Consider the following 13026-nt stretch of genomic DNA (forward strand, 5'->3'; position numbering starts at 1 on the left):
ACTCCCGTAGCCACCTGATCAATGCCTCAGCAGGTGGGCGTCGTCGACGTTGGCGGACTTCCTGGTGCGGTAGATGGCCATGATGATCGCCAGGCCCACCACCACCTCACAGGCGGCGACCACCATGGTGAAAAATGCCACCACCTGACCGTCGAGTTGGCCGTGCATGCGGGAAAAGCTGACGAAGGCGAGATTGCAGGCGTTCAACATCAACTCCACACACATGAACATAATGATCGCGTTGCGGCGCAACAACACTCCCGCAGCGCCGATGGTGAACAACAACGCCGACAGATACAGATACTGGTCCGGATTCACCGGGCACCTCCCGCCCGCTTGGACGGCGATGCGTCACCGTCACCGGCAACTAGAAGCGTCAGGACAAGTCCTCGCCGCTCGAGCGTGCGACTTACCGACAGCTCGCAGATACTGCCGTCCGGCAGCAGTGCGGGTGTGTCGACCGAGTTCTGTCGGGCGTACACGCCCGAGCACGGCAACGTCGACGGGTAGGACGATGCGGCACCGATGTTCGCGAACCGTTCCTGGGCGAGTTCGCGCTGACTCTTGCGGTGTTCGAAGCGTTCCCGGTACGCCAGCACCATGGCGCCCAGCGCGGCGGTGATCAACAAGGCGCTGGTCAGTTCGAAGACCCACAGGTACTTGGTGAAAATCAGCGCGGCCAGCCCTTGCACGTTACCTTCGGGAGCGAGGCTTGCCGAGCGACCACCGGACACAGCATCGACTCCGCCGATCGTGAACCCGGAGATCGACGCCGAACCGATGGCGGCGATCAGCAGCAGCCCGAACCCCACTCCGGCCACGATCGCGGCAACCCGTTGCCCCCGAATGGTTTCGGTGAGCGACTGCGAGGAATCCACACCGACTAGCATCAGCACGAACAGGAACAGCATCATCACCGCGCCGGTGTACACCACTACCTGCACCACACTCAGGAACAGCGCATCCTGACTCGCATAGACAATCGCCAGGCCGACCATGGTGCCGGCCAAGCAAAGTGCCGAGTACACCGCCTTCGGCGCGGCCACCACACCGAGGGCAAATACCACGATCAGCGGTGCAATCGCCCAGAAGACAATCGATTCGGTGCTCATCGGTGGGCTCCTCCTTCCGAGGAAATGTGTCCCAGGTAGTAGTCGTCGTCGGTGGCACCGTCGGCCATGGCGTGCGGTGGGGGCTGCATGCCGGGTTGCAGTGGTGCCAGGAGTTTGTCCTTGCCGTAGATCAGGTCCGACCGGTTGTCGTCGGCCATCTCGTAGTCGTTGGTCATGGTCAGTGCCCGGGTGGGGCACGCCTCGATGCACAGTCCGCAGCCGATGCAGCGCAGGTAGTTGATCTGGTAGACCCGGCCGTAACGTTCACCCGGTGAAAACCGCTCCGCGTCGGTGTTATCGGCGCCCTCGACATAGATGGCATCGGCGGGGCAGGCCCACGCGCACAGTTCGCAGCCGATGCACTTCTCCAAACCGTCGTCGTACCGGTTCAACTGGTGGCGGCCGTGATAGCGGGCCTGGGTGGGCTGCTTACCCTCCGGATACTGCTCGGTGATTGGCTTCTTGAACATCGTCGAGAAGGTCACACCGAAACCGGCCAGCGCGTCTCCGAATCTAGTCATCGCTGCTCCCCCGTTGGCTCAATACGTTGCTGTGAATCGATTTCCCATTCCGGGAAGGTGGAGCGAAATAGGTTCTGACACCGGGCTGTTCACCAGGTCCCGTCAGCGGCGGTACCGGATAACCACCCGCAAGCTGGATGACCGGTTCGGAACCGGTGCCCAGCCGATGCGTGCCGCGTGCACGCGCACGGCGGTATACCCCGGCGACCAGCAGCAAGAAGAGCACTCCGACCCCGAGCGCAGGAAGCACATCATCTTGACCCAGCTCCCGCATGACGGCGACGGTGATGATCCAGGCCAGTGAGGTGGGAATGAGGACTTTCCAGCCCAGGGCCATGAACTGGTCGTAGCGGAGCCGCGGCAGGGTGGCGCGTAGCCACATGTAGAAGAACAGGAAGGCCCAGACTTTGCCGGTGAACCAGATCAGGGGCCACCAGCCGGTGTTGGCGCCCTCGAAGAACAGGCTGATCGGCAGTGGCGCGTGCCAGCCGCCGAGGAACATGGTGGTGGCCAGGGCGGACACGGTGGTCATGTTGATGTATTCGGCGAGCATGAACATCGCGAATTTCAGCGACGAGTATTCGGTGTGGAAGCCGCCGACCAGTTCGCCTTCGGCTTCGGGCAGGTCGAAGGGGGCGCGGTTGGTTTCGCCGACCATGGCCACCAGGTAGACCGCGAACGACGGCAGCAGCAGAAAGATGAACCAGGTGTGCTGTTGGGCGGCAACGATCCCGGAGGTGGCCATGGTGCCCGCGTACAGGAACACCGCCACGAACGACAGGGCCATCGCGATTTCGTAGGACACCACCTGTGCGCTCGAGCGCAGCCCGCCCAGCAGCGGGTAGGTCGATCCGGAGGACCACCCGGCCAGCACGATGCCGTACACGCCGATGGAGGTGACGGCCAGCACGTAGAGCACCGCGACGGGCAGGTCGGTCAGCTGCAGTGGGGTGTGGTGGCCGAAGATCGACACCACCGGACCCAGCGGGATCACGGCGAACGCCAGGATGGCCGGGATGACCGCGATCACCGGGGCCATCAGGTAGATCGGCTTGTCGGCCCCGGCCGGCGTCAGGCCTTCCTTGAGGGCGAGTTTGACGCCGTCGGCCAGCGATTGCAGCAGCCCGAATGGGCCGACCCGGTTGGGGCCGAATCGCATCTGCATGCGGCCCAGGATCTTGCGTTCCACCAGGATCGCCACCAGGACGGTCAACAACAGGAAGGCGAAGACCGCGACGGCCTTGACGATGATGAGCCACAGCGGGTCGTGGCCGAACGCTTCCAAACCGGAATAGCTCATGACGGGCTCCCCGCTGCGATATCGACGATGTCTCCGGAACTCGCGCCCAGTTGGGTGTGTACGTGGCTGCCGGGTGAGTTCGTCGGTAGCCACACCACCCGGTCGGGCATCTCGGTGATCAGCAGCGGCAGCGTGATCGACCCCCGGGTCGTGCGTACCGTGAGCGTGTCGTGGGCACCGATCTCGGCTGCGGTGGCCGCCGACAGCCGCGCCACCGGCGGGCGTGCCGTACCGGCCAGATGCGGCTCGCCGTCCTGTAACCGACCCGCATCCAACAACATCTGCCAGCACGCCAGCACCGCCTCGCCGGCAGCCGGGTTCGGCGGCGCGGGTTCGGTGCTGGGCGCCGGTATCGGGGCGCCGTTCCAGGGGCCAAGCGCCGGCGAGGCCGGATCCAATGATCGACCGGAGATGGCCCGGGTAAGCTCGTTCAACACCCGCGCATCGGAATCGGAAGTGGTGGCAATGGCCCGATCGAACGGCCGCAGTCGTCCTTCCCAGTTCAGGTAGGAGCCGGCCTTTTCCGCCACCGGCGCCACCGGGAACACCACATCGGCCAGCGCGGTGACCGCGCTTTCCCGCAGTTCCAAACTCACCACGAACGGTGCGGCCTCGACGGCCGCCCGTGCCGCCACGGGGTCGGGCAGATCATCAAGTTCCACACCACCCACCACCAATGCCTCCAGGTCTCCGCTGCGGGCGGCGGCGAGGATCGCGTCGGTGTCGCGCCCGGGCAGGGCGGGCAACTCCGCAACATTCCAGGCATTCATAACTTGCTCGCGGGCCCGCGGATGGTCAACGTGTCGGCCTCCGGGCAGCAGGTTGGGTAGGCAGCCGGCGTCCAGGGCGCCGCGCTCACCCGCTCGCCGCGGGATCCAGGCCAGCCGCGCCCCCGTCGCATCGGCCAACCGCGCCGCGGCCGACAATGCGCCGGGACTACCGGCCAGGCGTTCACCGACCAGAATCACCGAGCCTTCGGGCACGTCGCCGGCCACGGCGTCGAGTGCGGCCGCTTCACTGCCGGGCGCCGTCATCACCAACCGGCCCTCGAGTTTGGACAGCCCACGAGAGGCATACGGGGCGATACCGATCACCTGCAGGCCGGTGCGGCGCACGGCCTTGCGCAGCCGCAGGAACACGATCGGGGATTCCTCCTCGGGCTCGAAGCCGACCAGCAGTACCGCCGGCGCGGATTCGAGGTCGGCGTAGCTGACCGCCACGACACGGCCGGCGACCCGGGCCGCCAGGAACTCGGCTTCCTCGGCCGAATGTGCTCGCGCCCGCATATCAATATCGTTGGTGTTCAGCACCATTCGTGCGAACTTGCTATACGCCATGGCATCTTCGACCGTGACCCGACCACCCACCAGAACACCGGCCCGGCCGGCCGCGGCAGACAGGCCCATCGCGGCTACCCCGATCGCCTCCGACCACGACGCCGGCCGCAACCCGCGGTCGGTATCGCGCAGCAGCGGGGTGCGGATCCGATCGCCCTGGGTGGGATAGGTGAACGCCCAGCGGCCCTTATCGCAGTTCCATTCCTCATTGACCTCCGGGTCATCACCGGACAACCGGCGCAGCACCTTGCCGCGTCGGTGGTCGGTGCGCTGCGCGCAACCGGAGGCGCAGTGCTCGCACACACTCGGCGAGGACACCAGGTCGAACGGCCGGGCCCGAAACCGGTACGCCGTGCCGGTCAGCGCACCCACCGGGCAGATCTGGACGGTGTTGCCGGAAAAATATGAATCGAAGGACTCCCCCGAGGCAATGCCGACCTGCTGCAGCGCACCGCGTTCCAGCAGTTCGATGAACGGGTCACCCGCGATCTGGTTGGCGAACCGGGTGCAGCGCGCGCACAGCACACAGCGCTCCCGATCCAACAACACCTCGGCAGACAACGGAATTGGCTTTGGATACGTTCTCTTCACCTTGTCGAAGCGCGATTCCGGGCGCCCGTTGGACATTGCCTGGTTCTGTAGTGGGCATTCGCCGCCCTTGTCGCAGACCGGGCAGTCCAGCGGGTGATTGATCAGCAGCAGTTCCATCACACCGTGCTGCGCCTTGTCGGCGGCCTCGCTGGTGTGCTGGGTGCGCACCACCATGTCCGGGGCGACCGCAATGGTGCACGACGCCATCGGCTTGCGCTGGCCCTCGACCTCGACCAGACATTGCCGGCACGCCCCGACGGGATCGAGCAGTGGGTGGTCACAGAACCGGGGAATCTGCACCCCGATCAGCTCCGCCGCCCGAATCACCAACGTGCCCTTGGGGACCGAGATCTGTTGATCGTCGATGGTCAGCGTGACCAACTCGACCGGAGGCGCCTGTTGGTTGTGTTCGGCCAGTGTCATGCGCCCACCCCCTCCGGTGCGGCCAGCATGGCCGCGTACGGGTCGAACGGACACCCGCGGCCCAGGTGAGCCTCGTACTCGGCGCGGAAATACTTCAGCGAGCTGATAATCGGGCTGGCCGCGCCATCACCGAGCGCACAGAATGACTTACCGAGAAGCGCATCGGAAATATCCGATAACTTCTGTAGATCGTCACCGGACGCGGTCCCCTCCTCCAGCCCCTCGTAGATCTGGGCCAGCCAGTAGGTGCCTTCCCGGCACGGTGTGCATTTACCGCAGGATTCGTGCGCGTAAAACTGTGTCCAGCGGCGCACCGCCCGGACCACGCAGGTGGTTTCGTCGAAGATCTGCAACGCCTTGGTCCCCAGCATCGAGCCCACCGACACCATGCCCTCGTAATCCAAGGGCACATCGAGATGCTCGGCAGTCAGCATCGGCGTGGACGAGCCGCCGGGCGTCCAGAACTTGAGCTCATGCCCGGACCGGACGCCACCGGCGTAGGACAGCAACTCGCGCAAGGTGATTCCCAGCGGGGCCTCGTACTGGCCCGGCGCGCTGACATGCCCGGACAACGAGTACAGGGTGAAACCCGGTGACTTCTCCGTGCCCATCGAACGGAACCAATCCGACCCGTTCACCACGATGGGCGGCACCGAGGCGATGGACTCGACATTGTTCACCACCGTCGGGCAGGCATACAGACCCTCCTCCGCAGGGAAGGGTGGCCGCAGCCGGGGTTGGCCGCGGCGGCCCTCCAGCGAATCCAGCAGCGCGGTCTCCTCACCGCAGATATAGGCACCCGCACCCGCATGCACAATCAGATCCAGGTCGAACCCCGACCCACAGATATCGGTACCCAGATAGCCCGCGTCATAGGCTTCGTTCACGGCATCTCGCAGCCGGCGCAATACGGGCACCACCTCACCGCGCAGGTAGATGAATGCATGCCGAGCACCAATCGCATAGGCCGCAATAATCGCTCCCTCCACCAACGCATGCGGGGTGGCATACATCAGTGGAATGTCCTTGCAGGTACCGGGTTCCGACTCGTCAGCATTGATCACCAGATAGTGCGGCTTGGACCGATCCTGCGGTATGAACGACCACTTGGTCCCGGTGGCGAACCCGGCGCCGCCGCGGCCCCGTAGCCCGGACTCCTTCACCAGGTCAATGACCTCGCCAGGCGTCATGGTCAGCGTCTTGTCCAGCGCCTGATAACCCTCATGGCGCAAATAATTGGTGAGCGACCAGGATTCCGGTTTGCCCCAGGACCGTGTCAGAACGGAAACCAACGGCACGTCAGATCCCTCCAGACTCATCGGGGTGGGGTAGGCCGGCGAGGGTGCGTGAGGTGTGGGTGAAAGGGCAGATGACTCCGCCGCGGCTGGCGGTGACTTGTTCTCCGGCACGTAGTCGGTCCACCAGATCAACGGCAGTGCTGGGGGTTTGGTTGTCGAAGAATTCCCAGTTGACCATCATGACCGGCGCGTAATCGCAGGCGGCGTTGCATTCGAGGTGTTCGAGGGTGATCAGGTCGTCGTCGGTGGTGTCACCGGAGGTGACGCCGAGGTGGTGTTGGAGGGTGTCGAGAATCGCGTCGCCGCCCATGATCGCGCACAGCGTGTTGGTGCACACCCCGACGAGGTAGCGGCCGGTGGGGGCGCGGCGGTACATGGAGTAGAACGTGGCCACGGCGGTCACTTCGGCGTCGGTCAGTTCGAGTGTGCGGGCGCAGAACCCGATACCCGCGGCCGTGAGGTAGCCGTCTTCGGCTTGTACGAGATGCAGCAGCGGCAGCAGCGCCGAACGCGGCTGCGGGTAGCGGGCCATGATGGTCGCGGCATCGATCGCGAGCCGGTCTTCGATCTCGCGTGGGTAGGTCAGTGGGCCACCGATCGGTGGTCCGAGTTCGTCGGGGCGCGGCCCCAACGTCAGATCGATACTGGTCATAGCCATCCGTTCTTCGCGCGAGCGCTCATCATCGGTCGACTCCTCCCATTACCGGGTCGATCGAGGCGACCGCGGAGATGACGTCAGCCACCATGCCGCCTTCACACATCGCCGCCACGGCTTGCAGATTGGTGAACGACGGGTCGCGGTAATGCACCCGGTACGGCCGGGTGCCGCCATCGGAGACCATGTGCACACCGAGTTCACCGCGCGGCGACTCGACGGCGACATAGCATTGCCCGGCCGGCACCCGGATACCCTCGGTGACCAATTTGAAGTGATGGATCAGGCCTTCCATCGAGGTGCCCATGATCTTGGCGATATGCGCCGGGGAGTTCCCCAAACCGTCGGGGCCGAGCGCCAGGTCGGCGGGCCAGGCCAGCTTGCGGTCTTCGATCATCACCGGCCCGGGCTCCAAACGGTCCAGGCATTGGCGCACGATGCGCAAGGATTCGTTCATCTCTTCGACGCGGATGACGTAGCGGTCGTAGCAGTCACTGTGGGTGCCCGTGATCACGTCGAAGTCGTACGTCTCATACCCGCAGTACGGTTGGGCCTTGCGCAGGTCGTGCGACAGTCCGGTGGAGCGCAGCACCGGGCCGGTGATCCCGAGCGCCATGCATCCGGTCAGATCGAGGTAGCCGATATCGACGGTACGGGCTTTCCAGATCGCGTTACCACGCAGCAGCGCTTCCAGTTCGGCCAGCCGGCCGGGCAACAACTCACACAGCGCGGCGATCTGGGCGGGGACGTCCTCGGGGAGGTCGGCGGCCAGGCCACCGGGCCGGATGTAAGCGTGGTTCATCCGCACACCGGTGATGGCCTCGAAAACCTTCAGGATTTCTTCGCGTTCACGGAACCCGAAGAACATCGCGCTCATCGCCCCCAACTCCATACCCCCGGTCGCCAACGCGACCAGATGCGACGAGATCCGGTTGAGTTCCATCAACAACACCCGGATCACGCTCGCCCGGGCGGGGATGTCGTCGGTGATCCCGAGCAGATTCTCGACGGCCAGGCAGTACGCGGTCTCGTTGAAGAACGGGGACAGATAGTCCATCCGGGTCACGAACGTGACACCCTGGATCCAGTTGCGGTACTCCAGATTCTTCTCGATGCCGGTGTGCAAATACCCGATACCGCAGCGCGCCTCGGTGACCGTTTCCCCCTCGATCTCCAAGATCAGCCGCAACACCCCATGCGTCGACGGATGCTGCGGACCCATGTTCACCACGATCCGATCACGAGCATCGACGTGCGCGGATTGCTGGGCCAGCGCGACGATGTCGTCCCAATCCTGCCCACCCAGGGTGATGGTGAACTCTGCTGCGTCCCGGATATCGGTCATCAGTGATACGTCCTACGCTCATCCGGTGGCGGGATCTGCGCGCCGTGATATTCCACCGGCACCCCGCCCAACGGGTAGTCCTTGCGCTGCGGATGCCCGACCCAATCGTCGGGCATCTCGATGCGGGTGAGCGCGGGATGGCCCTCGAAGATGACCCCGAAGAAGTCGTAGGTCTCCCGTTCGTGCCAGTCCACCGTCGGGTAGACCGAAAACAACGACGGCACACGCGGATCGGCCTCCGGGCAGGCCACCTCCACCTGGATCCGCCGGTCATGGGTGATCGACATCAACGGATAGAACACATGCAACTCCCGCCCGGCCTCGTCCGGATAGTGCACCCCCGAGGCCCCGGCGCAGAACTCGAACCGCAACCCCGGGTCATCACGCAACACCGTGGCCACCGACCGCAGGTGCGCACGGGCAACATCGACGGTGAGCTGCCCGGCATACACCACCACCTGCTCGATAGCGGCCTCGAAACCCTCTCCGAGCGCGGCCGCGAGCCGGTCTATCACCTCGTCGAAATACCCCCCATACGGGCGCGGACCACCACCGGGCAGGCTGATCTCGGAGACCAGCCGCCCATAACCGGACGTATCACCGCTGCCCGCGGTGCCGAACATGCCCCGGCGCACCCCGATGACCTCACGACCACCGATCACCGCAGCAACCCCCGAAACTCCAGCGTTGTCGGCGCCGACAACGCAGCCTCCTCCGCCGCCGCCACCACCTCATCGCGGTGCACACCCAACGGCATCTCGGCGATCTTGGCGTGCAACATCACAATCGCGTTCAACAACATCTCCGGTCGCGGCGGACAACCCGGCAGATAAATATCCACCGGCACCACATGATCGACACCCTGCACAATCGCGTAGTTGTTGAACATGCCGCCCGAGGAGGCACATACCCCCATCGCCAACACCCACTTCGGCTCGACCATCTGGTCATAGACCTGCCGCAACACTGGGGCCATCTTCTGGCTCACCCGGCCGGCCACGATCATCAGATCCGCCTGCCGCGGCGTCGCCGAAAATCGCTCCATCCCAAACCGGGCGATATCGAACCGCGGACCCGCCGTCGCCATCATCTCGATCGCACAACACGCCAACCCGAACGTCGCCGGCCACAACGAACCCTTGCGGACAAACCCGGCGACCTTCTCCACTGTGGACAGCAGGATGCCGCCGGGCAACTGCTCCTCTAAACCCATGGCACTAATCCCAAGCCAGCCCGCCGCGACGCCACACATACGCATACGCCGCGAACACCGCCCCCATGAACAACACCATCTCCACCAGTGCAAACACACCCAACTGGCCGAACGACACCGCCCATGGATACAAAAACACAATCTCGATGTCGAACACGATGAACAACATCGCCGTCAGATAGAACTTGATCGGAAACCGTCCGCCCGACACCGACTGCACCGCGGGTTCAATGCCGCACTCGTAGGCCTGCAACTTCGCCCGGTTGTACCGACGCGGACCCAGAACCAACGCCATGCCGACCGAGCCAAAAGCAAACGCGGCCGCAATCACACCCAGAACCGCGATGGGCAGGTACAAATCCATATCGCTTCCAATCGATGGGGTGACGGGATACGAATGCGTTGATCCCTGTTTATCGACTGGCCGAATTGTCCTGTACCCCACTACGGGGGATTCGCCAGGTGAAAGTCCGGGGTATGGCTAGCGGTACACCGATCCAAGCCCGACCAGGCCCGGATCAAATGTTGCGCGGGCCGAAACCGACGCCGCCGCCGCGGCAACCACCACGCCGGCGTCGGTTTCATGCCCTTTGGGAAAGACAATCTCGGCACTGTCCGGCCCGTCCCGGTGCGCCATCAGCCAGTCATACAGCAGCCAGTCGATCGCACAGCTGACCGCCAACGGATCGGCGTCGGGCATCCCGGCAGAGTCGATCACCGCGTTGAGGGCATCCAGATGCTCTTTGCGTGCGGACTCCTTCTCCACCCCGGAGCTGTCGAACATCAACATCGACAGAGTGAGTGGAAGCCGTTGCCCTGATTCAGTTCTGACTATCCACCGGCCACCCATCCAGGGGCGATCGGGGTCGACTTGGCACATCTGTCCGTAGCCGCCGACCACACCGATCGAGGGTTCGTCGAGTTCACCGTCGAACGGCACCGGCCCCAGCAGATCCAGCGGACCGCGGGCCCGAATCGAGAAGAGGGCCGCGGTCCCGATGATCTTGCCGGCCCGCAGATCTGCTATCTGCCCGCGACGCTGCAGCGCGGCGGCGAATTCGAAACACAACCGGTCCAGGGTGCGATGCAGATCCAGCAGTGCAGCGCGCTCTTGGGCGTCGGCCGGGCGCCGCCCCCCACCCAGGATCTCAGCGAAGCGTTCGGCGGCAATGATGAGTGCATCGTCGAGCGCCGCCAGGTGTGTGGCGATCAACCGGTCGGGCTCGTCATCGGTCTCCACCAACGCCTGCAACGAAGTTGGCCCATCGGTCACGGTGGTCCAGTAGAACCCGATCTGCTCGTCGTCCTGGACGATTCGGGGTCTCATCCGGCGACCACCGCAAGCCGGCGGTTGGTGACCGAGAGCTGTCGGTCCGTACTGTCGTCGAGATCGCGCACGTGGGTTGCGTCCAGTCGGCCGCACACTCGGCCCCAGTGCACCGCCACCGATTCTCCCGGTTGCACATCGGGTACCGCGCTGTACCCCTCGATGCGCACCTCAACGGTTTGCGTTGTCGGCACGGACAATTGCAGTGACGTGCCATCCCATTCCAGCCGCTGACAACGCACCTCCGCGTGATCACCGTGCCGGGCCAGCACCGTGGCGGGGGTGATTCGACAACTATCGAGCACGTGCAACGGGTGTTCGTCCATGCCGCGGCCCAGGAATCGGGTCCACGGATACACCCCGAATACGTGGAAGCAGTGATTTCCGGCGGCCTCGCCGGCCAACTCGTCGTCGAGGTGCGACCAGTAATGACCGGCCTGTGGACCGATGACGGCCAGCAGCGCCGCGTAGAACTCATCGGCATCGAGTGCCGCGCCGACACCGCCGCCCAGCCAGTACGACTCCACCAGCCGGTAGTCCAGCGGATCGGAAATCCCGGTCAGAGCCGACAGCACCCGAAGATAGGGCCATGCGCCGGAGAACCGCCGGGCGGCGGTCCGGATGCGTTCGACCGAGCCGCCGGTCAACGCGTCGAGGTCCGGCGGCCCGCAATAGCCAAGCTGGTTGGGCGCATAGGCGTAACGGGCGAACATCTCCGGTCCCCGAATGTCGACGTCGCCCACCGATGTCATCCCTGGCTGGCCGACCCGACCAGTTGCGCGGCATCCCGATGCATACGACCAAAGTTGTAGTAGGCCGCGCACGCCCCCTCCGGGGACACCATGCAGGTGCCGATTGGCGTCTCGGGCGTGCAGGCGGTGCCGAATACCTTGCACTCCCACGGCTTGAGCACACCCTTGAGCACCTCACCGCATTGACATGCCTTCGGGTCCGCGACCCGGACGCCGGGCATGTCGTAGCGCAGTTCGGCGTCGTAATCGGCGAAGTCGTCGTTGACCTTGAGCGCGCTCTGCGAGATGAAGCCGAGTCCACGCCACTCGAAGTGCGGCCGCAATGCGAACACCCGTCCCATCAGGGCCAGTGCCGCGGGATTACCTTCGGGGTGCACGATGCGGGAATACTGGTTCTCCACCTCGCATCGGCCCTCGCGGATCTGCCGCAACAGCATCGCCACCGACGCCAGGATGTCCAGCGGCTCGAATCCGGCGACCACCAACGGTTTCCCGTAGACATCGGGAACAAACCGGTACGGCCGGTTGCCGACCACGGTCGACACATGCCCGGGGCCAAGGAACCCCGACAGCCGCAGATCGGGCGACTCCAGGATCGCCTTGATCGGCGGGACGATGGTGACGTGGTTGCAGAACACGCTGAAGTTGGTCACGCCGAGTTCGCGCGCCCTGACCAGGGTTACGGCGGTGGAGGGCACCGTGGTCTCGAACCCGATCGCAAAGAACACCACTTGCTTGTCGGGGTTGTCCACCGCGATCTTCAGCGCGTCCAGCGGGGAGTACACGAATCGAACATCCGCGCCGCGGGCCTTGGCATCGAGGAGGCTGCCGTTGGAGCCGGGCACCCGCATCATGTCGCCGAAGCAGGTGAAGATCACGTCGGGCTGACCGGCCAGCCACATCGCATCGTCGATTCGGCCCATCGGGATGACGCATACCGGGCAACCCGGTCCGTGCACCAACTCCACGGTCGACGGCAACAAATGCTCAATGCCATGTCGGTAAATGGTGTGGGTATGCCCCCCACAGACTTCCATGAACTTGAAGGGTTCGCCGTCGTTGCCGCCGTCCGCAAGCACCTCGATGGCGCCCAGGAGTTTGCGCGCCGCTGCCGGATCACGAAATTCATCGATGAATCGCATGATGTTTCCT

The 13026-nt window shown here is 64.6% G+C and carries 14 protein-coding genes; all 14 read right to left on the minus strand.

Annotated features, from left to right (window positions below):
- Positions 1-18: 18 nt before the first annotated feature.
- Positions 19-318 carry an NADH-quinone oxidoreductase subunit NuoK gene (gene nuoK / locus EL338_RS15820; protein ID WP_126334614.1) on the minus strand — a complete coding sequence of 100 codons (300 nt, stop codon included), beginning with the start codon at positions 316-318 and terminating at the stop codon, positions 19-21.
- Positions 315-1112: an NADH-quinone oxidoreductase subunit J gene (locus EL338_RS15825; RefSeq protein ID WP_126334615.1), complete on the minus strand. Its 798-nt coding sequence runs from the start codon at positions 1110-1112 to the stop codon at positions 315-317. The genes nuoK and EL338_RS15825 overlap by 4 nt, the downstream gene beginning before the upstream one ends.
- Positions 1109-1633 (minus strand): NADH-quinone oxidoreductase subunit NuoI, encoded by a 525-nt coding sequence (nuoI, locus tag EL338_RS15830; RefSeq protein WP_126334616.1) that lies wholly within the window; start codon positions 1631-1633, stop codon positions 1109-1111. The genes EL338_RS15825 and nuoI overlap by 4 nt, the downstream gene beginning before the upstream one ends.
- The gene (nuoH, locus tag EL338_RS15835; protein WP_126334617.1) at positions 1626-2933 is read right to left on the minus strand and encodes an NADH-quinone oxidoreductase subunit NuoH; all 1308 of its coding nucleotides are present in this window, start codon (positions 2931-2933) and stop codon (positions 1626-1628) included. Before nuoH ends, nuoI begins: the two co-directional genes overlap by 8 nt.
- Positions 2930-5284, minus strand: a complete 2355-nt coding sequence (locus tag EL338_RS15840) for an NADH-quinone oxidoreductase subunit G (RefSeq protein WP_126334618.1) — start codon at positions 5282-5284, stop codon at positions 2930-2932. Before EL338_RS15840 ends, nuoH begins: the two co-directional genes overlap by 4 nt.
- Entirely contained in the window at positions 5281-6603 is a 1323-nt protein-coding gene (gene nuoF, locus EL338_RS15845) for an NADH-quinone oxidoreductase subunit NuoF (protein ID WP_126334619.1), read from the minus strand. Before nuoF ends, EL338_RS15840 begins: the two co-directional genes overlap by 4 nt.
- Complete coding sequence (gene nuoE, locus EL338_RS15850; RefSeq protein WP_126334620.1) at positions 6584-7234, minus strand: NADH-quinone oxidoreductase subunit NuoE; 651 nt, start codon at positions 7232-7234, stop codon at positions 6584-6586. Before nuoE ends, nuoF begins: the two co-directional genes overlap by 20 nt.
- Before the next feature lie 28 nt (positions 7235-7262).
- Positions 7263-8582, minus strand: a complete 1320-nt coding sequence (nuoD, locus tag EL338_RS15855) for an NADH dehydrogenase (quinone) subunit D (protein WP_126334621.1) — start codon at positions 8580-8582, stop codon at positions 7263-7265.
- The gene (locus EL338_RS15860; protein WP_126336904.1) at positions 8582-9205 is read right to left on the minus strand and encodes an NADH-quinone oxidoreductase subunit C; all 624 of its coding nucleotides are present in this window, start codon (positions 9203-9205) and stop codon (positions 8582-8584) included. Before EL338_RS15860 ends, nuoD begins: the two co-directional genes overlap by 1 nt.
- Positions 9206-9240: 35 nt before the next feature.
- The gene (locus tag EL338_RS15865) at positions 9241-9795 is read right to left on the minus strand and encodes a NuoB/complex I 20 kDa subunit family protein (RefSeq protein WP_126336903.1); all 555 of its coding nucleotides are present in this window, start codon (positions 9793-9795) and stop codon (positions 9241-9243) included.
- A gap of 4 nt (positions 9796-9799) precedes the next feature.
- Positions 9800-10159 carry an NADH-quinone oxidoreductase subunit A gene (locus EL338_RS15870; RefSeq protein ID WP_126334622.1) on the minus strand — a complete coding sequence of 120 codons (360 nt, stop codon included), beginning with the start codon at positions 10157-10159 and terminating at the stop codon, positions 9800-9802.
- 117 nt (positions 10160-10276) lie between these two features.
- A complete protein-coding gene (locus EL338_RS15875) occupies positions 10277-11122 on the minus strand; it encodes a hypothetical protein (RefSeq protein ID WP_126334623.1) in 846 nt (281 codons plus the stop codon).
- Positions 11119-11874, minus strand: coding sequence for a DUF6390 family protein (locus EL338_RS15880; RefSeq protein WP_126334624.1), 756 nt, complete (start codon positions 11872-11874; stop codon positions 11119-11121). The genes EL338_RS15875 and EL338_RS15880 overlap by 4 nt, the downstream gene beginning before the upstream one ends.
- On the minus strand, positions 11871-13016 hold the full coding sequence (gene hypD, locus EL338_RS15885) for a hydrogenase formation protein HypD (RefSeq protein WP_126334625.1): 1146 nt from the start codon (positions 13014-13016) through the stop codon (positions 11871-11873). The genes EL338_RS15880 and hypD overlap by 4 nt, the downstream gene beginning before the upstream one ends.
- Between the last annotated feature and the right edge of the window lie 10 nt (positions 13017-13026).

Origin of the sequence: Mycolicibacterium chitae, from assembly GCF_900637205.1 — a bacterium.
GTDB lineage: Bacteria > Actinomycetota > Actinomycetes > Mycobacteriales > Mycobacteriaceae > Mycobacterium > Mycobacterium chitae.

Bases quoted from the DNA above. Each gene is read 5' to 3' on its own strand.
- EL338_RS15860 (WP_126336904.1), bottom strand. From the start codon at position 9,205: ATGTTCGGCACCGCGGGCAGCGGTGATACGTCCGGTTATGGGCGGCTG.
- nuoE (WP_126334620.1), bottom strand. From the start codon at position 7,234: ATGACCAGTATCGATCTGACGTTGGGGCCGCGCCCCGACGAACTCGGA.
- hypD (WP_126334625.1), bottom strand. From the start codon at position 13,016: ATGCGATTCATCGATGAATTTCGTGATCCGGCAGCGGCGCGCAAACTC.
- nuoF (WP_126334619.1), bottom strand. From the start codon at position 6,603: ATGAGTCTGGAGGGATCTGACGTGCCGTTGGTTTCCGTTCTGACACGG.
- EL338_RS15825 (WP_126334615.1), bottom strand. From the start codon at position 1,112: ATGAGCACCGAATCGATTGTCTTCTGGGCGATTGCACCGCTGATCGTG.
- EL338_RS15880 (WP_126334624.1), bottom strand. From the start codon at position 11,874: ATGACATCGGTGGGCGACGTCGACATTCGGGGACCGGAGATGTTCGCC.
- nuoI (WP_126334616.1), bottom strand. From the start codon at position 1,633: ATGACTAGATTCGGAGACGCGCTGGCCGGTTTCGGTGTGACCTTCTCG.
- EL338_RS15840 (WP_126334618.1), bottom strand. From the start codon at position 5,284: ATGACACTGGCCGAACACAACCAACAGGCGCCTCCGGTCGAGTTGGTC.
- nuoH (WP_126334617.1), bottom strand. From the start codon at position 2,933: ATGAGCTATTCCGGTTTGGAAGCGTTCGGCCACGACCCGCTGTGGCTC.
- EL338_RS15875 (WP_126334623.1), bottom strand. From the start codon at position 11,122: ATGAGACCCCGAATCGTCCAGGACGACGAGCAGATCGGGTTCTACTGG.
- EL338_RS15870 (WP_126334622.1), bottom strand. From the start codon at position 10,159: ATGGATTTGTACCTGCCCATCGCGGTTCTGGGTGTGATTGCGGCCGCG.
- nuoD (WP_126334621.1), bottom strand. From the start codon at position 8,582: ATGACCGATATCCGGGACGCAGCAGAGTTCACCATCACCCTGGGTGGG.
- EL338_RS15865 (WP_126336903.1), bottom strand. From the start codon at position 9,795: ATGGGTTTAGAGGAGCAGTTGCCCGGCGGCATCCTGCTGTCCACAGTG.